Source organism: Spirosoma migulaei (assembly GCF_054776855.1).
Genome location: NZ_BAAHBG010000013.1, coordinates 407,553 through 429,423 on the forward strand (window position 1 = coordinate 407,553; position 21,871 = coordinate 429,423).

17 protein-coding genes are annotated in these 21,871 nt (G+C 48.4%); 12 read left to right on the forward strand and 5 right to left on the reverse strand.

Annotated features, from left to right (window positions below; translation table 11 throughout):
* The first annotated feature begins 1 nt into the window (after position 1).
* From ACYVGO_RS17510 to ACYVGO_RS17525, 4 genes are all read left to right on the forward strand, one after another.
* Positions 2-529 carry a DUF2911 domain-containing protein gene (locus ACYVGO_RS17510; protein ID WP_142772501.1) on the forward strand — a complete coding sequence of 176 codons (528 nt, stop codon included), beginning with the start codon at positions 2-4 and terminating at the stop codon, positions 527-529.
* 266 nt (positions 530-795) lie between these two features.
* On the forward strand, positions 796-1,671 hold the full coding sequence (locus ACYVGO_RS17515; RefSeq protein ID WP_142772502.1) for a hypothetical protein: 876 nt from the start codon (positions 796-798) through the stop codon (positions 1,669-1,671).
* Positions 1,672-1,934: 263 nt separating this feature from the next.
* Positions 1,935-3,905, forward strand: coding sequence for a sialate O-acetylesterase (locus tag ACYVGO_RS17520; RefSeq protein WP_460970369.1), 1,971 nt, complete (start codon positions 1,935-1,937; stop codon positions 3,903-3,905).
* A gap of 77 nt (positions 3,906-3,982) precedes the next feature.
* Complete coding sequence (locus ACYVGO_RS17525; protein WP_460970370.1) at positions 3,983-4,696, forward strand: hypothetical protein; 714 nt, start codon at positions 3,983-3,985, stop codon at positions 4,694-4,696.
* 30 nt (positions 4,697-4,726) lie between these two features.
* On the opposite strand, the gene ACYVGO_RS17530 is transcribed toward ACYVGO_RS17525, so the two are convergent.
* The 3 genes from ACYVGO_RS17530 to yidD form a co-directional block, all read right to left on the reverse strand.
* Positions 4,727-5,167 (reverse strand): DUF4174 domain-containing protein, encoded by a 441-nt coding sequence (locus tag ACYVGO_RS17530; RefSeq protein WP_460970371.1) that lies wholly within the window; start codon positions 5,165-5,167, stop codon positions 4,727-4,729.
* 83 nt (positions 5,168-5,250) lie between these two features.
* On the reverse strand, positions 5,251-5,625 hold the full coding sequence (locus tag ACYVGO_RS17535; RefSeq protein ID WP_142772506.1) for a co-chaperone GroES: 375 nt from the start codon (positions 5,623-5,625) through the stop codon (positions 5,251-5,253).
* 147 nt (positions 5,626-5,772) lie between these two features.
* The gene (yidD, locus tag ACYVGO_RS17540) at positions 5,773-5,982 is read right to left on the reverse strand and encodes a membrane protein insertion efficiency factor YidD (RefSeq protein WP_460970429.1); all 210 of its coding nucleotides are present in this window, start codon (positions 5,980-5,982) and stop codon (positions 5,773-5,775) included.
* A 201-nt stretch (positions 5,983-6,183) separates the two neighbouring features.
* Between yidD and lgt the strand changes: the two genes are divergently transcribed.
* The 4 genes from lgt (at position 6,184) to ACYVGO_RS17560 (ending at position 11,801) form a co-directional block, all read left to right on the forward strand.
* A complete protein-coding gene (gene lgt / locus ACYVGO_RS17545) occupies positions 6,184-7,029 on the forward strand; it encodes a prolipoprotein diacylglyceryl transferase (protein ID WP_142772507.1) in 846 nt (281 codons plus the stop codon).
* Between the two features lie 286 nt (positions 7,030-7,315).
* Positions 7,316-9,436 carry a S9 family peptidase gene (locus ACYVGO_RS17550; protein ID WP_460970430.1) on the forward strand — a complete coding sequence of 707 codons (2,121 nt, stop codon included), beginning with the start codon at positions 7,316-7,318 and terminating at the stop codon, positions 9,434-9,436.
* Between the two features lie 4 nt (positions 9,437-9,440).
* Positions 9,441-11,075, forward strand: a complete 1,635-nt coding sequence (locus ACYVGO_RS17555) for a M1 family metallopeptidase (protein WP_460970372.1) — start codon at positions 9,441-9,443, stop codon at positions 11,073-11,075.
* Between the two features lie 93 nt (positions 11,076-11,168).
* Positions 11,169-11,801: a transposase gene (locus ACYVGO_RS17560; protein ID WP_142776707.1), complete on the forward strand. Its 633-nt coding sequence runs from the start codon at positions 11,169-11,171 to the stop codon at positions 11,799-11,801.
* A gap of 87 nt (positions 11,802-11,888) precedes the next feature.
* On the opposite strand, the gene ACYVGO_RS17565 is transcribed toward ACYVGO_RS17560, so the two are convergent.
* Together ACYVGO_RS17565 and ACYVGO_RS17570 are read right to left on the reverse strand one after the other, a co-directional pair.
* A complete protein-coding gene (locus ACYVGO_RS17565; protein ID WP_460970373.1) occupies positions 11,889-12,836 on the reverse strand; it encodes a carbohydrate kinase family protein in 948 nt (315 codons plus the stop codon).
* 83 nt (positions 12,837-12,919) lie between these two features.
* On the reverse strand, positions 12,920-14,449 hold the full coding sequence (locus ACYVGO_RS17570) for an MFS transporter (protein WP_460970374.1): 1,530 nt from the start codon (positions 14,447-14,449) through the stop codon (positions 12,920-12,922).
* A gap of 123 nt (positions 14,450-14,572) precedes the next feature.
* Between ACYVGO_RS17570 and ACYVGO_RS17575 the strand changes: the two genes are divergently transcribed.
* The 4 genes from ACYVGO_RS17575 (at position 14,573) to ACYVGO_RS17590 (ending at position 21,866) form a co-directional block, all read left to right on the forward strand.
* A complete protein-coding gene (locus ACYVGO_RS17575; RefSeq protein WP_142772511.1) occupies positions 14,573-16,009 on the forward strand; it encodes a BamA/TamA family outer membrane protein in 1,437 nt (478 codons plus the stop codon).
* Positions 16,010-16,244: 235 nt separating this feature from the next.
* Entirely contained in the window at positions 16,245-18,197 is a 1,953-nt protein-coding gene (locus ACYVGO_RS17580; RefSeq protein ID WP_460970375.1) for an SPFH domain-containing protein, read from the forward strand.
* Positions 18,198-18,364: 167 nt separating this feature from the next.
* Entirely contained in the window at positions 18,365-20,119 is a 1,755-nt protein-coding gene (locus ACYVGO_RS17585; protein WP_460970376.1) for an ABC transporter ATP-binding protein, read from the forward strand.
* Positions 20,103-21,866: an ABC transporter ATP-binding protein gene (locus tag ACYVGO_RS17590; protein WP_460970377.1), complete on the forward strand. Its 1,764-nt coding sequence runs from the start codon at positions 20,103-20,105 to the stop codon at positions 21,864-21,866. Before ACYVGO_RS17585 ends, ACYVGO_RS17590 begins: the two co-directional genes overlap by 17 nt.
* The last annotated feature ends 5 nt before the right edge of the window (positions 21,867-21,871 follow it).

The following is a 21,871-nucleotide window of genomic DNA, read 5'->3' on the forward strand; positions in this document are numbered from 1 at the left end:
CATGAAAAACCTAATTGCAGTATTCGTTCTCCTGCTGGCGATTGTACCGCTGGTAAAGGCGCAGGACAAGGCGCCAGCGAGCCCGAAAGTAACGGTCGAAAGCCCGGACAAAAACATTAAAGTTGTGTATGGTCAACCCTCGAAGAAAGGTCGGGTTATTTTTGGTGCCGAAGGATCAACTAGTTTAGAAAAATACGGTAAAGTTTGGCGTACCGGTGCGAATGAAGCTACCGAGGTAACCTTCAAAAGTGATGTTATGTTTGGCGGCAAAATGGTGAAAGCAGGTACCTATACACTGTTCACCATTCCAGGCGAAAAAGAGTGGAGTGTAATCCTGAACAGTACACTGGGTCAATGGGGGGCATATGACTATGATAAAATCAAAGGTACCGATGTGGCTTCAATTAAAGTCCCGGTTTCTATGAATAAAACACCTATCGAAAAATTGACCATTACCCCTGCCAACAGCAGTATTGCTATTGCCTGGGACAATATGACAATTTCGGTTCCCGTAATGAAACACGGTTGATTTTAATGCCTGATAGACAACTACGTTTATCCAGGAAATGAATAATAAGGCCCAGCCCAAAAGGTTGGGCCTTATTATATAAAAAAAGATTGGTTATTAGCCTGTTGAGGCTAGAAGCCAGTTTTTTTATGAGTATTTTTTTTGGGAATTTGCTTATGAACAGACTACTTGATCATTTAATCGACCTTTAACGAAAAAAAATGGTATAAGTAGTTAACAAACAAACGTTTATCGCGTTATTTGCGAAACACGTAACCAGATACCCGATGATGAAACGCTACTTACTGTATGTACTGCTCGGCTTAGCCGTACTGCCCACCTACGGTCAGGGCGTTACGGACTATTATCGGGTACCCGAAAAGGACCAGCAATATAACCGATTGCTGACTCGATATGGGGGGGCACAGATTCGGGATCGATGGTATGTGGCACTCGATGGCTTTGTTCGAACGGACCGCGCTCAACTCGATAATTCCATCAATGGATTGGTTGAAAGTGATCTGGTAGGTAAGCTGGGCTGGGGCGTTTTGCTCGGCTGGACTTACCGCGAACGCTGGACTGTAGAAGGGGGCTATGCCCGTATGCCAATTCATACGCAGGTGGCGATCAGTAACACGAATCCTCCTTTATCATTTCGTTCTACCAATGACCGCAATGCGTTTGTTCTACGCGGTAAACACCTGGTGTTGTCGACCAGTAAACCTTGGTTACGATCAGGCTTTTGGGTAACTGGTGGCATGTGGGTTGTACCAAACAGTGGTCAGGAAGAAAACCGTATTTCGGTAACTGGCTACCGCTATCAGGGCTGGTGGGAAGCACCAGAGTCCTTCAAATTAACCAGCGAGAGTCGCAGCAATTCGCAAATGACCACCCTGGCTGAATTAGGCGTGGAATATAATGTCCGGTTAAGTAACGCTCTTGATCTGGGCATTTCGGCGCGTAAGCTGTGGGGACTTGCCAATGCCGTTACCACTGATGTTACGTATACGGCTTATCGTACCCCTTCTCAACAGGCGCAGCTTCAGGGTGCGGGTACTGGTATGAGTTTTGGCGTTACCCTTCGCTATAGCTATGCCACTCGGCGGCATCAGACGAATGTACTGGACATACAGGGTAAAAACCGGGGAAGTAAAATCCAATAGATCAGGAACAACAGATGTATATAGATGTATTATCTATTATCTAGGATGTATGACTAAAGGTCACTTCCTAATCTATTCATACAGGCTACATGAATCTAGTAAAGAGTAGGCGGCTTAGATGGCCGCCTTTTTTTGTGCGTTGTTGTAGTACCGACCGTCCCGGTCGGGTGATAGACTATTAGATACACGGCCGACCGGGACGGTCGGTACTACAACTACAAACAGAAAGGTTAAGACAGTCTCTATTTTAACGCTGCATATACATGAATCGGTTGATACGGTATCTTTTTGTTCTAGGCCTCCTGATTACGCATATTGCCCTGGCCGATGTTCGTTTGCCGAATGTGTTTGGTTCGCATATGGTGCTACAACGTCGGAAACCGGTTCCGGTTTGGGGCTGGGCAGATCCAGGCGAAAAAGTGACCGTAACCGTAAACGCTCAGGTAAAAACAGCTAAAGCAGGCAAAGATGGGAAGTGGCAGATTACACTTGATCCGATGGAAGCGGGTGGTCCGTATCAGTTCGTTGTGAAGGGAAAGAAAAACACGCTTACACTTGATGATGTACTCACTGGCGAAGTATGGATTTGCTCGGGCCAGTCGAATATGGAATGGTCGCTGAATGCGGCCGCCAATGCAAAAACGGAAATTCCGACGGCCAACTATCCCAACATCCGGCAATTGCAGGTGCGGAAAGCGGTAAGTTTAACCCCGAAAGACGATATCCTGGGCAACTGGAGTGTGTGTACACCCGAAACCGCTCCCCAATTTACCGCTGTTGGCTACTTCTTTGCCAAACAGCTTCAGCAGGAACTTAACGTGCCCATCGGCTTGATTAATACATCGTGGGGCGGTACACATTCTGAAACCTGGACCAGTCGCGAAGCGATGCTAAGTGACCCGGAACTAAACCCAGCCGTAGCCAATCTGCCTGCCGATTTTTCGGCAACCGATCAAAAACAAAACGAACGGCTAAAACAATTGCTTCAGGAAAAGCAGGGTGGGATGCTTCCATCCGTAGCCGAAGAAAAAACATGGTCAAAGGTAGAGGTGAACGATAGTCAATGGCTTACAATGAAGCTACCCCAGGCCTGGGAGTTTCAGGGTGGCTTACCCAATTTTGACGGCGTTGTGTGGTTTCGTCGTGAGGTGATCATTCCAGCAGATGCTGATTTGACCAATGCGAAACTAAGCCTTGGGTCAATTGATGATATTGATTCAACCTTCGTGAATGGCCAGTTTATAGGATTCATTAACAGCTACAATACTCCTCGATCCTATAAATTACCGGATGGGGCATTGAAGCCGGGCCGAAACGTGATTGCCGTACGCGTGAATGACACGGGCGGTGGGGGCGGATTTATAGGCGAAGCGGGCGACATGACCTTGTCAACAGCGAAACTGAATATGCCCCTGGCGGGTGATTGGCGGTACCGGATTGCGAGGGTGGGTGCATTAGCAGCCGGAGGTAACCCGAATACCTATGCAACCTTACTATTTAACGCCATGCTGAAACCACTGATTCCGTATGCCATCGAAGGCGCTATCTGGTATCAGGGAGAGTCAAACGCAGGTCGGGCTTATCAATATCGAAAAGCGTTTCCATTGATGATTCAGGACTGGCGGCAGCGCTGGGGATACGATTTTCCGTTCCTGTTTGTCCAACTTGCCAGTTTCAACGCAGCCAACGGCGACAGTCAGCATGGGAGTTCCTGGGCTGAATTACGGGAAGCACAAGCCCTGACGCTTCAACTGCCGAATACGGGCATGGCCGTTACGTCGGATATTGGCGAACGGACGGATATTCATCCGAAAAATAAACTGGATGTGGGTAAACGCTTAGCTGCCGAAGCCATGCGGGTTGCCTACCAGAAAAACGACGATGCATCGCGCGGCCCGCAACTCGAAAAAATGACTGTTGAGGGAAATCGGGCTATGCTGACGTTTCGAAACATAGGAACCGGCTTGCTGGCCAAGGATAAATATGGCTACCTCAAAGGGTTTGAAGTGGCCGGAGCTGATCAGAAATTTTACTTCGCCAAAGCTGAAATTCAGGGTAATTCAGTAGTTGTTCATGCTGATTCGGTAACCGTACCCGTGGCTGTCCATTATGGCTGGGCTGATGATAATGGTGAAGTGAATTTGTACAACAAAGAAGGGTTTCCCGCTATACCGTTTCGTACTGATACCTGGAAAGGAATCACGGAAGCGGTTAAATTCCCCGATCCAAAGTAAGCCAGCTATATTTTGATGCTGAGCAGGTTATATATATATTCCTGTCAGCAAAAAAACACTAACAACCTGCTATTAACATGTACCGACAACTTTACGTCAGCCTGACTATTTTAGTAGCAATGACTACCACCTTTACCCAGGCTCAGGTTGAGTATAATACTATTCAGAATGTTCGTATTTCAGCCCCTTCATTTGCCAGTTTTCATGGGGTAGAAGGATCGCCGTATATACCCAGCGATACGGTACGAAATGGCTGGCTGGTTGTTGGTAATAAACGGGTAGTCAGCAAACTACGGTATAATAGCCAAACAGGACAGGTCGAATATGCACAGGGCAACCAGATTGTAACCCCTGTAAATGCGGTTGCTGATTTCGTAATCCTGGAGCCGGATACCGTACATTTTCAAAAAGGCTTTCCCGCTATTGGTACGAGATCAACGAACGATTTTTACCAAATTCTTTTTGATGGGCGGAAGACAAAACTTGTCCGGTTCATCTACTCAACCGTTAAAATCAACAACGATGCCATGTCTGATGATTACGGGAAAAAGAAGTACACCAAACGGGAGGATTATTACGTCTGGGTTTCTAAAGGGCAACCTGCTGCCGAAAACTATTTCGTAAAATTAGCCGACGGCGAAATGAACTCGGTTTTAGCAACTAAAAAATCATTGGTAAGTCTATTCCCAAAGAATGCCGATCAAATCGAACGGTATATAGCCAACCAAAAACTAAAACTTAAATCCTGGTCTGAATTTGCTGGGGTATTGAGGTTTTTGGAGACTCAATAATCTGAACCTAAAGGGCGGTCCTGTAGGGAGTTATTGATTTCTCATTTCCAGCATCCGCATGGGCATACTGTCAATTGTCCTAAACAGTTCATTTACGGTGACTGGCTTTTTGTAGACCTGTTTGATGCCACCGTCTTTGCCGATTAACCAGCCCAGGAAATCAACCACTGGGTCTAACTTGTACTTCTGGATCAAAAATTGGCGATCCGGTTCCGTTATCTGCGATCCAATAAGCACAAGTACCTCTACATCGCGCTCAACTAATCCTGACTTACCTTCATTCAAAGCTTTTTGCTGATTAGCTAGAAAAGGCTGTGTGTTATCACGGCTATAGAGCAACAGGACACGAAGTTTATCCTTCTTTTCGTGTAACATCGCTTTAAGCGACTTTGGTTGGCTTGCAGCGCTTTCCATAATAGGCATGATTCCCATTAATAGGACCATCAGACGTATCAACCAATAAGTTCGCATCGTGTTTGTGTAATGCGGCTTTTCAGACGCAGATTTTGCAGACTTTCTACGACCTTTCTGCCGCATTATTCATCGGAATCGTATTACAAGTCCTCCAGCCGTTCCAGCATCAGAATTGACCCCTGCGGAACAATGACGTAGTTCTCTCCTTCGTATTGAACATCAATGGCGTTTCGTTGCAGATAGAGGGCTAAATCGCCTTCCTGTGCCTGGAGCGGCATATATTTCACTTTTTCTTCCGTTTCTTTCCAGGGTTCGTCTTCAGTTGGGTTGGGAATAGGATAGCCCGGTCCAACCTTTATAACATAACCAGCCTGTACCTGTTCTTTTTCCTGTACGGTTGGTGGTAAATACAAACCACTCGACGTGCGGTCTGTCGGATCTTTCGGTTTAATCAGTACCCGGTCGCCTACAACAATCAGGCGTTTCAGTTTATTATCGGCAGTAATCCCAAGCATGGTAGTTTTCAGTCAATACAAGCAATAAAAGGCCGACTTTGCGGTCGTGAGTCGATAGGCAAAAATCGGGCTAGCTGAGTGATTAAGTCAAAATGTCAGGATTCAATAAACCAATTACCTACCAGAACGAATCGACCAATGGCAATGCTATGGTACCGGATCGTAGCCATGACCACCCCAGGGATGGCAACGACTGATGCGTTTCAGGCCCATCCACCCACCCCGAATAGCTCCATGTTTGCCAATGGCCTCGATTGTGTATTGAGAACAGGTTGGGGTATACCGGCAGGCATTGGGGAAATAAGGTGACACAATGGCCTGATAAATTTTAACCAGCCCAATGAGAATTGTTTTCATCATACACGCATAAACAATAAAACGCCCAAAAACTTTCCCGCAATATGTATCTTTGTCCGCCGTCGTTAGTTGGTTATAGTATTTGGTTTACGGTATTCGGTTTACGGTGATCCTTCGCTAGGGTGAGCCGACACCTTTCCTCCAATGCTGTCAGCTACGGAAAACCGAATACCTTAAACTGTAAACGTATTTACTCATTTTATGCTTCAATACATTATTTGGGAAGTTAATCCTGAAATTTTTCACATTGGCTCGTTCTCAGTGCGCTGGTATGGGTTGCTGTTCGCGCTGGGTTTTCTGATTGGAATGCAGATTATGAGCTACATTTTCAAAAAAGAAGATAAGCCTGTTGCTGATACCGACACGTTGTTGATTTACATGGTTGTTGCCACGATTCTCGGGGCTCGGATTGGCCATTTCCTCTTTTATGAACCAGAAGTTTTACTGCATCATCCATTAACTGTTATTACACCACCCTTTGCCGGGTTGGCCAGTCACGGGGCCACTATTGGTATTTTGACAGGCCTATGGCTCTATTCCCGTCGAAAAGAGAGTCGGCTAACTAACCAGACGTTTCTGTGGGTGACAGACCGCATCGTTATCGTAGTGGCCCTGGCAGGAGCCTGCATTCGTTTTGGTAATCTGATGAACTCCGAAATTGTGGGTCGCCCAACGGATGTGCCCTGGGCATTTGTGTTCATGAATAATAATGAATATGCTAAAATTCCGCGTCACCCGGCTCAGCTCTATGAATCCATTACCTGTCTGGTGATCTTCTTTATTCTGCTCTGGTTCTGGAATCGGAAGAGAGAACTAACACCCCGTGGCAGCATGTTGGGTATTTTCCTGATCTGGATATTTGGACTGCGTTTCTTTTATGAATACCTGAAAGAAAATCAGGTACCATTTGAAGATAGCCTGCCCTTAAATGTGGGCCAGATTTTAAGTATCCCGGCGGTGTTGATGGGTGTTTATTTCCTGGTACGGAGTTATCGGAGTCCAGTTGTACTACCTGCACGCGACGAGCCGAAAGAGATTGAGTCCTAACTTGTCAGACATTGAAATTATCGGCTTAGCCCTCTTTTTTTGACAGGATTACAGAATTAAATCGCAGAAAAAATCCTGTTAATCCTGTCAAAAAAGAACTTGTCCTACAACACCGAACCTATTGTAAGACGGGAACTCAGAAAATGCTGTATTTTTGAAGGTAACTTACCTCATCTATACACTTCATTCTGTGAACCCGTCTTTTTTTAGTTCGCCCAAAACACGCTTACTTTTAGTTGTACTTCTGAGTACTCATATTGCCCAGGCTCAGGTACCCGGTCGACAAATGCATTGGACTGCCAATGGAAATGCCTCCATTTCCGGTACCCAGGGTGATCTGGTCAAAACCGACATTCGGACCGGGCAAAAAACCGTTTTACTCGCGCAGGAAAAATTGCGTCAGCCAGGGAGTACGCAACGCATGACTATTTCGGACTTTGCGTTCACTCCCGATAGCGCCAACATCCTGGTTTTTACGAACACGGCCAGGGTATGGCGTTACAACACACGAGGAGATTATTATCTGTTCAATCGCACATCGGGCCAGTCTCGTCAGTTGGGCAAGGGACGTCCTGCCCAATCACTGATGTTCGCCAAGCTATCGCCAGATGGGCACGCTGTGGCCTATGTTAGTGAACACAATCTGTTCGTAGAAGATGTTGTTACGGGTCAACAAACCCAACTCACAACCGATGGAACCCGTAAGCGTATCAACGGTACGTTCGACTGGGTGTATGAAGAGGAGTTCGGTTGCCGGGATGGATTCCGGTGGAGTCCCGATAGCAAGCAGATTGCCTATTGGCAGGTGGATGCGACCAAGATTCGTGATTACCTGATGCTGAACACCACCGATTCCGTTTACTCGCGTGTCATTCCGGTCGAATACCCGAAAGTGGGCGAAGCTCCGTCGCCAACCCGGATTGGTGTCGTTTCGGCAACGGGCGGCCAGAATGCCGTACCGCCAACGACCTGGTTAGCCATTCCTGGCGATCCGCAGCAACACTACCTGAATCGGATGGATTGGATACCCAACAGTAGCAACCTGTTTATCCAGCAACTGAACCGCAAACAGAACGAAAGTAAACTGTTTGTCTGCAACCCAACAAACCAGTCGATTACCCCGATTTATACCGAAACGGATAAAGCCTGGGTCGATGTTAGAGAGCGGAACAATAATGACCCAAACGGGGGGGAGTGGCTCAATGGCGGAAAAGCCTTTGTGTGGGTGTCTGAAAAAGATGGCTGGCGGCACATTTATCGGATAAGTGTTGACGGCAAAGGAGAAACCTTACTGACACCGGGTTCGTATGATATCGAATCGATCAGTCATATCGACGAGGCCACCAACCAGATTTACTTCATTGCATCGCCCCAGAACACGAACCAACGGTATTTGTACCGCACCCGATTAGATGGTAAAGGCAAAGCCGAACGACTGACGCCTGCCGGACTGGATGGAACCCATAGCTATGTGATTTCCCCGAATGGAAAGTTGGCCCAGCACTCGTTCACGAATTACCAGACGCCACCCGTTCAGGAGTGGATAACCCTGCCCGATCATAAACCCGTCAATGCGCAGGAAAGCATGGCGACACGGATGAAACCCGTTACCAAATCGAACGTTAGTTTCTTCAAGGTTACGACTGAGGATGGCGTTACGGTCGATGGCTGGATGGCCAAACCAACCGACTTCGATAGTACGAAAAAATACCCGATCGTTTTTTACGTGTATGGCGAACCGGCTTCCAGTACTGTCAACGATGTGTTCTCTGTTGGTCAGAATCGGCTTTTTCTGGGCAATATGGCCAACGAGGGGTATCTCTACGTAGCGCTCGACAACCGGGGCACACCCAACCTGAAAGGCGCAGCCTGGCGCAAGTCGATCTACCGGCAGATTGGCCGGATTAACATCCGGGACCAGGCCATGGCGGCTAAGAAGCTATTTGCGCAACATGCGTACATCGATACTAATCGAGTGGCCGTTTGGGGCTGGAGTGGGGGAGGGTCAACAACCCTGCATCTGTTATTCCAATACCCCGAGATTTACAAAACCGGCATTTCGATAGCGGCAGTGGGTAACCAGTTATTCTACGATAATATTTACCAGGAACGGTATATGGGGCTACCGCAGGAAAATCGGGACGATTTTGTGGCCGGATCGCCGATTACGTATGCGAAAAACCTGCGGGGTAACTTACTGTACATTCACGGTACCGGCGACGATAACGTGCATTACGACAATGCCGAACTGCTGATCAACGAATTAGTAAAATACAATAAGCAGTTTCAGGTGATGCCCTATCCGAACCGATCGCACGGTATTTCGGAGGGAGAAGGTACACAACAGCACTTGCGAACGCTGTACACGAATTATTTACGCACTCACTGCCCACCAGGTCCACGCTAAACTCATGACTCGAATTATAACCATTTGCTTGCTGCTGTTGTCCGGTCTGGCTTCTGCGCAGCGCTACCAATTTACCCACGACGATACATTGCGGGGCTCGATCACGCCTGAGCGAGTATGGTGGGATCTGACATTTTATCACCTGAAGGTTCGTGTGCAGCCTACCGATAGCACCCTGAAAGGCTCGACCGAAATTCGGTACCGGGTGTTAAAGGCAAGCCAGATCATGCAGGTAGACCTACAGCGTCCGCTTCAGGTAGAACGCGTTGAGCAGGACGGGCAGTCGCTCAAGTTTCGGCGGGATGGCAACGCTTTTTTTGTAACACTAACGAAAGCTCAACAACCGGGCAAAAACGAATCGGTGACGGTTTTTTATGCGGGCAAACCTCGCGTAGCCAAACGCCCGCCCTGGGATGGCGGTCTGGTATGGTCGCACGATAAAGAAGGGAATTGGTTCATTGCCACGGCTTGTCAGGGATTGGGTGCCAGTGCCTGGTGGCCCTGTAAAGACCATATGTACGATGAGCCAGATTCGATGGCTATTAGCGTGACGGTTCCCGAGGATTTGACCGATGTATCGAACGGTCGGTTGATTAAGACCACGACCAATCCCGACCACACCCGCACCTTCGACTGGTACGTTAAAAACCCAATCAATAACTATGGGGTCAATCTGAACATTGCCCGCTATGTGCATTGGGACGAAACCTACACGGGGGAGAAGGGGGCATTGTCGCTCAACTATTATGCCCTTCCCGAGCATGCCGATTCTGCTAAGGCGCAATTTAAGCAAGTGCCCAAGATGCTGAAGGCGTTTGAGTACTGGTTTGGGCCATATCCGTTTTATGAAGACGGCTATAAATTAGTCGAAACGCCTTATCTGGGCATGGAGCATCAGAGTTCGGTAACCTATGGCAACCGCTTTCGGAATGGCTATCTGGGGCGCGATCTTTCCCGTACGGGCTGGGGGCTACTCTGGGATTTTATCATCGTACATGAATCCGGCCATGAGTGGTTCGCCAATAATATTACCTACAAAGACGTGGCCGATATGTGGATTCACGAGAGTTTTACGAACTACTCAGAATGCCAGTTCACGGAATATTATTACGGTAAAGATGCCGGAGCCACCTACGTAATCGGATGCCGGGCAAACATCCGGAATGATAGCCCAATCATTGGCACCTACAACGTAAACCATGAGGGATCGAGTGATATGTACTACAAAGGCGGCAATATGCTGCATACGATTCGGCAGCTTGTGGGAAATGATGATAAATGGCGGCAACTGCTGCGCGGAATGAACAAGACGTTCTATCATCAGACCGTTACCACCTATCAGATCGAGCAGTATATGAGTGAGCAAGCAGGGATTAACCTCAAGCCTGTTTTTGATCAGTATCTGCGAGATGTTCGCATTCCGGTGCTTGAATATCGGTCGGTAGGGAGTGGAATCCAGTACCGCTGGGCCAACTGTGTAGCCGGATTTGCTATGCCTGTACGCATTTGCTTCGGTGAAACTGGGCCTTTTCAGCTACTACAACCCACCGCTCAATGGAAAACAATGCCCGCAAAAGGAGCTACAATAATAACGGTCGATGCGAACTACTACGTTCTCTGTAAGCAGATTAAAGAATAGAACGTTTGCTCAAAAGAATAGCGATCCTATTAGAAGAAACAGTAGCTTGCTATCGATTAACCTTTACCCCATTCTTATCTACAAAACACGATGATACGAACAAATCGAAACTGGCTTTGGGCCGGCTTACTCCCGGTAATGTTATTGGTTGGCTGCGGAGGAAGTAAAGAAGAAGAGGAAGAAAAAGAGAAAAAAGAAGAAGAGTCCGTATCTACGCTGGGCGCTGTGAGTGCCTTGAAAGAGATGGCGAATCAGGCCGAAGAACTGGGAAAAAAAGGTCCCGTTGCCACAGTGGACTTCCGAACGCTCAAAGAATTACTGCCAGCTGACGCCGATGGACTACCTCGAAAAGAAGCTACTGGTGAGAAAAATGGCGCTGCTGGATTTACGGTTTCAACCGCCGAAGGTAAATATGCAAACGAAGATGGGAGCGAAACGATAGAATTGTCCCTCATCGATGGGGGCGGTTCGGCGATGATGATGGGTCTAGCTGCCTGGTCTATGCTCGAAATTGATAAGGAAACCGAAAATGGCTACGAAAAAACCACGAAAATAGGCGACAATAAGGCATATGAGAAGTACGACAACGCCAACAAAGATGGCGAAATAGCGGTACTGGTCAATAAACGATTCATTGTTTCCATAAAGGGACGAGGTGTTAGCATGGACAAAATCAAAGCCGCGCTCGAAGACGTCGATTTGGATAAGCTGGCGGATCTGAAGTAAGGAAGGTATTTTAAACGCAAAGAACGCAATGAATATTCACTTAGCGTTCTTTGCGTTATCCCTTGCGCCCTTTGCGGTTAAAGAAATTTACTCAAAGTCTGCATAAATCAACTTTCTATCTACCTTGTCAGGCAATGGCCCCTGACGGGTCAGTTTCATTTTGGCTAAGGCCGCTCCGGCATGGGCACAGTTTCCGGGTGCATACCCATCCAGGTAGGCTGTTAAAAAGCCCGCCCAATAGGCATCACCGGCGCCGGTAACATCCACCACATCAATCTTTTTGCCCGGTATTCGCGCTTGCTTCGTCCCGCCATCATACGATACCAGACTTCCGTTAGCGCCAAGGGTTAAGCAGATCGTTGTTGCCCCCATTTTATGAAAATCGCTTAAAATCCGCTCTGGCGTTTGGGGGGAGCCATAGAGCCGTTCAGCATCATCTTCACTTACTTTTACTAACGCACCAGCCGTAAAATAATCAGTCAGCACACGCCAGGCCTGATCGCGATCAGGCCAGATACTGGGGGCGTAGTTTGCATCAATCGTAACCTGGCAACCAGCAACCTTCGCCCGTCGGGCCGCGTCGATAATGGTATCCTGGGCAGGTTGTTGACTAAGAGCAAAGCAAGTGGTATGAAACAGCTGCGTTTGCGCTAGTAGGGAATCTGGTAGCTGTTCTGGTTTCAGCTGACAGTCGGCATGGCGGTAGGCAACAAAGTCGGGCGTGCCCGCCGTTCTAGAAACAAGAACGATGGTAGTCGGCTCCAGAGGATCAGCGGTAATGAATTGGGTATCCACACCTGATTCTTCAATCTGCCGGACCAGGTATTTGCCAATATTGTCATCACCAACGCAGGAAACAAGCGCCACCTGACCGCCTAAGCGAGCCATATTGGTAGCCATATTGGCGGGGCTCCCACCCTGATACCGCCTGAAGTCCTGGGCATCAAGCAAACTGCTCGACACGTGGTGGCCAATTAAATCGGCTAGTAATTCGCCAACTGAAAGGAGAGCGTATGGACGGGATGTATTTATCATGTAATGAATTACGATTTTCGAAGTACGAATTACGATTTTCTCCGACGAAAGCAAAAATCGCAAATCGTACTTTGTAATGCCTTTTAACCAAGCTCAATCGGGATGGTTTCTTCGTCGGTCTTTCTGATTTCTTTTACCAGAAAGCAGGACGAAGCTGCCAACAGCAGGCAGATGCCCGCCAGCACAAGTGCGTTGCGGGGGTCGTCGCCCAGCAGAGGTTTGTAATAGAGCGGCACGGTAAGCATACCAATAAACTGAGGAACACAGATAAATCCATTGAAAATACCCATGTACACACCCATACGATTTTTAGGAACCGCGCTCGCCAGCATCAGGTAAGGCATCGACATAATGGACCCCCAGGCTAACCCAATAATAGTCATGCCTGCCAGATAAATAAATTTGTCGTTCGATGTAAGCGTCAGAAAGAAGCCCATAGCCCCAATAGTAAGGAACACGGCGTGGGTAGCTCGGGCGCTGCCAATGGCTTTTGCAATGCGGGGGATGAAGATTGAGATGACGGCGCAGGAGATGCTGAACATAGCAAAGCAAAGTCCACCCCATTTGGTGCCTTCTTCGAATCCGGCTCTATTCGATACGGTATCGGGCGCGTTAAAGGCGTACTTAGCCGTTGCAAGCGACAGGTATTGCCACATCAGCGGCAGGCCATACCAGGTAAAAAACTTCACCCACCAAAGCTGCCGCATAACGGTTGGCATTGCCGAAAGCGATGCCAGAATCTCTTTGAAAATAGGAAGTCTCAGCACCAGGTAACTGCCTGCCAGTACACCAACTCCCCACATCAGGCCCGTTGAGATACCACCTATGCGCGCAGCAAAGAAGAAAGCCAACACACCAGCCCCAACGGCTAAGGCTACATGCCAGAACGAAATCGACTTCTTTTCTTCAGCAGTAAACTCGTGCTGCTCTTTATAATTTTCGTCAACCGGCGGATACTCTTTCGTGGTGCGGACCGTCCACAGCACAGAAATCAGGATGGCAGCCGCACCAATGTAAAACGGGTAACGCACCGAATTGGGAATGCCATTGGCCAGTTGCCCTTCCGACAGTACCATAGAAATGCCCAGAAGTGGCAGGATATACGGCATTAAGTTGGCTAAGGTTTGTCCGAAGCCCACCATAAACGATTGGACGGCAAAGCCCGTAGGCCGCTGTTTATCGTTCAGCATATCACCTACGAAGGCCCGGAAAGGTTCCATGGCCGAATTCAAGCCCGCATCGAGCATCCACATCAGCCCGGCGGCCATCCAGACATACGATGAATTGGGCATCATGATCATGGCTATGCTACCGAACAGCGCCCCGGCGAGAATAAACGGCTTCCGCCGTCCCCAGGTAGGTGACCAGCTTCGGTCCGAAACCGCTCCAATAATTGGCTGGAGCAACAAACCGGTTAATGGGCCAGCGAGCCAGAGACCCGGAATGGAGGCTTCATCAGCACCCAGATAGCGGTAAATAGGACTCATATTGGCTTGCTGTAGGCCAAAGCCGTATTGAATCCCTAAAAAGCCGAAACTCATATTCCAGATTTGCCAGAAACTTAAGTTGGGCTTAGCTTTTGCAGAGGTTTTCTGAACACTTCCCGTTTGCATTGATTATAGTATATTTAAACAGTCATCATAGGTTTCTACAGAGTAGTCAGCAATAATACGTACTGATTTGCAGGATATGGAGATAATCTTGTCTTATTTTTTTGAAAAGACGTACTTTTGAGAATGATTCCAAAAACGTGGCCGACCCTTATTTTGGCCCTAACGGTGTTTCTGTTGTCATCTCAAGTTGTCTTTGCTACTGTCTCGACGGATTCGACTCAGAAAATCGTTGTACGTTCAATAACCTTCAAAGGAAACTACCGTACCCGAGACCGAATTATCCTACGCGAAATGACGCTTCACGTTGGGGATTCCGTTCGGTTGGCCGATTTACCGGGCCGTGTTGCCTGGGATCAGCGTAATATTAGCAATACGACGCTGTTTGTGACGGTCGATATGGGAACCCAACTGATACCCTCGGCTGATTCAACGCAACTTGCCCAACTCGATCTTACGGTGACCATGAAAGAGCGGTGGTATTTTGTGGCGTACCCTGTTTTTGACCTGGCCGACCGTAATTTTAACGAGTGGTGGTACGATCGGGGGCATGATTTTAGTCGGGTCATTTACGGGGGGCATCTTAGCTACCGTAACGTAACCGGCAATAATGACAAACTTCAGGTTATTTTTGAGCGTGGTTTTTTGCAGCGAACAATCCTATCCTATTCTAAACCCTATATTGACCGTGCCCAAAAAATTGGCTTACGCATGGACGTAGGGTATGTGACAAACAAGGAAATTCCCTACCGCACCCAGTTTGATAAGTGGGTCTATGTAAAATCGGAAGAGGTGCTACGGGAGCGAAAATATGCCGCCCTGACGCTTACCCATCGACGTGGCCTGTATCACTATCATACACTCGATACCCGTTATACGCAGAATACTATTGCGGACACGATTGCCAAACTTAACCCCGACTATTTGTTAGATGGCAGCACTAACCAGCATTTTCTGGCAATGAGCTACAACTATCGGTACGACCGCCGTGATAATGTAGTCTATCCATTACAAGGCACGCTGTTTTCGGCAGGCATCGGGGTTTCTGGAATACTGCCTACTGATAACTTTCATTTTCTGGATCTTGCAACCTCTATCACGCGCTACTGGCCGTTGGGAGGGCACTTTTATGCCGCAGGAAGCTTACGGGCTCGTTCCACCTGGCCCACACGTCAGCCTTATATAAGTTTGCGTGGCCTGGGCAGTTCCACTGATATGGTACGCGGTTATGAACTGTTTGTTGTGGATGGGCAACGAACCTTTATTTGGCGGAACAGCCTTCGATACCAACTCTTTAATGTTCGCAAACAGTTGAACTGGTTGCATGTCCGGCAGTTTAACACGGTACCCATTGCGGCCTATCTTACCGTTTTTGGCGACACGGGTTACGTTAGCAGTACCGTTGCTGAACAATACCAGAGCCGGTTAGCGAATCGCTTATTGGCTGGTACAGGGCTCAGCCTCGATGTGGTGTCTTTTTATAACCTGGTGATGCGCTTTAGTGGAACCATCAATGCACAGGGCAACACCGGATTTTTCTTCAATCTAGCGCAGGAGCTGTAATTAATTCCACTCATCAAATCCCCTGCACAAGTTGGTTCTCAGGTAACCAATCATCCGAATTCTGATGCGTTGGAACTGCGTTGATCTATACATTTGACGCGTCAATCTGACAAACTAATCACTACTCCGATGTAGACGTATCGTCTTCAATTTCCGCTTACTACAGCGAGTCATTCGACTCTGATTTTCTTCCGCGTACGTTTCATTTTCTTAACCGTTTAACATCAGTTTATTCATGGAATTTTTATCCCTTGTATCCACGTGGGGCTGGGTAGCCCTGCTCTTAATGGCCGTAGTGCTCTACAAATTAGTCTTACGGTTTCTGTTCGGGATGGTTATTGTTCCCGAAGACCGGATTGGTCTGGTGACCAAAAAATATGTGCTTGTGGGTACCGATCGGGGCTTGCCCGATGGGCGTATCATTGCCACCAAAGGCGAAGCGGGTTATCAGGCGCAAACGCTGGCGCCGGGCTTATACTGGTGGATGTGGCCCTGGCAATATGGTATTACCATGCAGCCGTTTATGGTTGTTCCCGAAGGCAGGATTGGCTTAGTCCTATCCAACGACGGAGCTGAACTGCCTACGGGTAATATCCTGGCCCGACGTGTCGATTCCGATAATTTTCAGGATACGGAACGCTTCTTATCCAGTGGAGGACAAAAAGGTCGGCAAACGGCTGTACTCACACCGGGTACGTACCGGATCAATCCCTATGCGTTCACGGTGACGATTGCCGACATGACCGTTATTAAGGAAAACATGGTCGGTATTATCACAACGCTCGATGGTGCGCCTTTGCAACCGGGTCAGATCGCCGGTAAGAATGTTGAGGGGCATAACAACTTCCAGAATGTCGATTTCTTCCTGCAAAATGGTGGTAATCGGGGGCTACAACCGCAGGTTGTGTTGGCGGGTTCGTATTACATAAACCCCTGGGCTGTCCAGATCGAAGAGATTCCGATGACCGAAGTACCCATTGGGCATGTAGGTGTGGTGATCTCATACATTGGTGAAGATGGCGAAGACCTTACCGGTGAATCGTTCAAGCACGGGAATATCGTTCGGAAAGGCTTTCGGGGTGTTTGGATGGAACCGCTTGGGCCGGGTAAATACCCCGTCAATACCTTTACAATGAAAGTTGAAGGTGTGCCGACAACGAACCTGGTGCTGAACTGGGCCAATGCCCGTACCGAAGCGCATAATCTTGATCGTAACCTCTCGACGATTACTGTTCGTTCGAAAGACGGTTTCCCGTTCAACCTCGACGTGGCTCAGATCATTCATATCCCATCGGTGGAAGCGCCTAAAGTGATTGCCCGATTCGGGAGCATGACCAACCTTGTCTCGCAGGTACTGGAGCCAACGATTGGTAACTATTTCCGGAACTCAGCGCAGGATTCGGATGTGATTGCGTTCCTGAGTACCCGGAAAGAGCGTCAGGAAGCCGCTCGTGAACACATCCGGGCGGTATTGGAAGTGTACAACGTGAATGCTGTCGATACACTCATTGGCGACATTGTGCCACCTGATAGCCTGATGAAAACCCTCACCGATCGGAAGATTGCGCAGGAAGAAGAAAAAACCTACGAAACCCAGCGTATGGCGCAGGAAAAAAGGCAGGGTATGGAGCGTGAAACGGCCCTGGCCGATATTCAGCGCGAAGTCGTAAAAGCGCAGCAAAGTGTCGAAATTGCCCAGCGTACAGCCGATGCTGCCGTTAAAAAATCGGAAGGAGAGGCCCGAAGTTTAAAATTGCAGGTGGGGGCCGAATCGGAAGCAACGAAAGTGCGGGCAGAAGCTAATGCCGAAGCACGGCGTCGTCAGGCCGCAGCGGATGCCGAAGCCACAAAACTAACCGCAGATGCCGAAGCGGAGCGGATTGCTAAAACGGGTAATGCGGAAGCCGAGAAAATCCTTGCCATTGGCCGGTCCACGGCCGAAGCCTACGAATTGCAGGTACGCGCGATGGGCGATGAAAACTTTACGCGTTTCAAGATCACCGAAGAAATTGGCAAAGGTCATATTCGCGTCATTCCCGACATTGTCATCAACGGATCAGGTAATGGCACGGAGGGCTCAATGAACGGACTAATGGGCTTGAAATTGCTCGAGCAAATCGAAGAACGGAAGACGGGACAGGCCACGAAAATTGTGGATGTAACGAAGCCTGTTGAGAGTGCGAAATAGGTAGTACGGACGGTCGTCCATAGCCGTGGAAACCCATGTAGCCGAAGGTTAAGTTGTAGGTACTATTCTTCTACAATTTAATCTCCGGCTACGCGGGTTTCCACCCGCACTACTTACCTTTGTGCTAACCTTCACCCCAGTCCAAAGCGTCGTCTTTGGCATTTTTCATGGACAAAGCTATGCCGCAAAAAGAAGCCCCTAAAAAGCCTTCATCGTCTTTGTTGAGCCTGCTAAAGCCGTATTCCAGAATGATTTTGCTGCTGATTCTATTTGCCTTGATCAGTAATGGCGTCAACCTGGTTCTACCGATGCTCATCTCGCACGGTATCGACGATTATTCGGCTGGAAAATTTGTGTTGCGCACCATCGTCATCGAATTTCTGGTAGCTACGCTGTTCATTTTTGTGTTCACCTACCTGCAAAGTGTTGTTCAAACGTACGCTTCGGAGCGTGTAGCGCGGGATTTGCGTACACAAGTAGCGGCTAAAATATCTCGGCAGAGCTTTACCTATATTCAACAGACGAACCCGTCGAAATTATTGACAAACCTGACCTCGGATATTGATTCTGTCAAGCTATTTGTCTCTCAGGCTATTGTCTCTATTGTTTCATCGCTCTGTATCATTATTGGAGCGAGTATTCTACTCATCAGTATCAACTGGAAACTAGCGCTTGCGGTCCTCACTATTGTACCGATTATTGGCATTACGTTTTATCTGTTACTCAAGAAAGTACGGGTATTGTTTATGCGTAGCCGGGAAGTAATCGACTGGCTCAATAAAGTCATCAACGAAAGTATTCTTGGTTCGGCGTTGATTCGGGTAATTAATTCGCAACAGCTGGAGTACGACAAATTCCTGGCGGCTAATACCGACGCGAAAGACTTAGGTATAGCCATTTTACGCTTGTTCGCAGCCCTGATTCCGGTAATCAGTTTTACGGCTAATATGGCGGGATTGACGATTTTGGTGCTGGGTGGGCATTTTGTCATTACAGGCAGCATGTCGCTGGGGGATTTTGCTGCCTTTAACAGCTACCTCGCTCTGCTAATTTTTCCGATTATTGTCATTGGGTTTATGAGCAACGTTATTGCGCAGTCGTCGGCTTCGTTTGAGCGGATCAATGCTGTGTTGCAGGCACCTGAAACAGTGCAAACCGGGAGCGTAGAAGCTACCCTCAGGGGCGACGTTGAACTCAAAAACGTGTCGATGTACTACGGCGATAAACCCGCGCTGAAAAACGTTTCTTTCTCGGTAAAAGCCGGTACCCGAACCGCTATTGTCGGCCCAACCGCGGCCGGAAAAAGTCAGCTCCTCTTTTTATTGACCGGCTTGTTAAAACCTACATCGGGAACGGTCGAGTATGATGGCAGGCCCATCGATATGTACGACGAAGAGGCTTTCCATCAACAGGTTGGGTTTGTATTTCAGGATAGTATTATGTTCAACCTGAGCCTTCGCGAAAATATTGCGTTCAGCGAAACCGTGACCGATGAGTCGCTGAAAAAAGCCATCGATACCGCCGAGTTACGGGAATTTGTCGAATCGCTGCCCAATAAACTCCAGACTACCGTTTCCGAGCGGGGCGCTAGCTTATCGGGCGGGCAAAAGCAGCGCATCATGCTCGCTCGTGCGCTGGCACTCGACCCCAAAGTCTTGCTACTGGATGATTTCACGGCGCGGGTAGATTCCAATACCGAGCAGAAAATTTTGGCGGGTGTTCAACAGAACTATCCCGGCTTAACCCTGTTATCGGTAACGCAGAAGATTGCTCCGGTTGAAGACTACGAGCAGATTCTCCTGCTCATGGAGGGCGAAATTATTGCCAAAGGAACCCATCCCGAATTGATTGCCACCAGTCCCGAATACGTTCAGATTTATCAGTCGCAACGCAGCACCAGCCAGTATGAACTACGATCTTAATCAGGCTACCGGGCAAAAAGAGGAGAAGAATGCCACCTACAAAGCCCTCCGGAAACTACTGACCCTAATTGAGGATGAACGCCCAACCTTGATTCTGGCGTTTATTGCCATTCTGGTCAATTCGGGCCTGACACTGGTTGGGCCAATGCTGATTGGTCATACCATCGACAACTACATTCAGACCAAACAGTACGATGGCGTTCTGCGGAATGCGGGTATTCTGATCTGCCTGTATGTCGTTGCGTTCGGGACCAACTATCTGCAAACTCGCATGATGGGGGAGGTAGGACAGCGCACCCTGTTCAGACTTCGGAATGCGGTTTTTAATAAATTACAGGAATTGCCGGTCGCGTTTTTTAACCAGAACAAAGCAGGGGATCTGATCTCCCGGATCAATAATGACACCGATAAACTGAATCAGTTTTTTTCGCAGTCATTGATGCAGTTCGTGGGCAGCATTTTTATTATGTTCGGCGCAGGGCTGTTTTTGCTGTTTATCGACTTGCCGCTTGGAGCCGCATCCCTGTCGCCAGCGATCCTGATGTGGATTTTTACAACACTGACGGCGGCCTGGATTAAACGAAAGAATGCGAGTAACCTGAAGAGTGTTGGTAACCTGAGTGCCGAGATTCAGGAGAGCCTGAACAATTTCAAGGTTATTATTGCCTTCAATCGACGAGACTATTTCCGGAAGCGCTTTGACGAAGCCAATCAGCAGAGTTACCAGACTGCCATTGGAGCCGGCCTGGCCAACAACGTCATGGCACCTGTTATTGGTATGGTAGCTAATTTCGGCCAACTAATTGTCCTCACGTTCGGTATTTATCTGATCTCAACGGGGCATTTTACCATTGGGTTGCTGATCAGCTTTCTGTCGTATGTGAACAATTTTTATAACCCACTTCGGCAACTAGCCGCGTTGTGGACAAATTTTCAGGTAGCATTGGCAGGCTGGGATCGTATCTCGCACCTGCTGGCGTTGCAAACGAATCTGAAAACCGTTGAGAATTCAGTAACGGTACCGACTTCGGCACTTCTCTCATTTCAGCAGGTATCATTCAGTTATCCGAATGGACAGCAGGTGCTGCACAACATCAATTTTGACCTGGAACGCGGCAAAACCTACGCGCTGGTTGGCCCAACGGGAGGGGGAAAAACCACAACAGCTTCGTTGATTGCCCGTTTATACGATCCAACCAGTGGAACGGTGCTGCTCGATGGGAAAGATATACGCTCCTATAAACCCGAAGAACGTACCCGTAAAATTGGCTTTATTTTGCAGGAGCCTTTTCTGTTTACCGGCACAGTTCGCGAGAATATTCTGTATGGGAATAAACAGTACGAGAATTATTCCAACGATCAATTGGCCAACGTAATTCAGCAGGCGAACCTGGAAGGGCTATTGGAGCGGTTCGACGATGGCCTGGATACCAAAGTGCAGACCGGTGGCGATGCGATCAGTCTGGGTCAGAAACAGCTCATTGCCTTCATGCGGGCCGTTTTGCGCAACCCAGACTTGCTTATTCTGGACGAAGCTACCGCCAATATCGACACCGTTACGGAGCAGTTACTGGAAGAAATCCTCCAAAATTTACCCGAAACAACCACCCGCATCATCATTGCGCACCGCCTGAACACCATTGAAAGCGCCGACGAAATATTCTTCATCAACTCGGGTCAAGTGACGCGAGCTGGTTCGCTCAATGATGCGGTCGATATGCTCCTGCACGACAAACGGACGAGTTAAGCCTT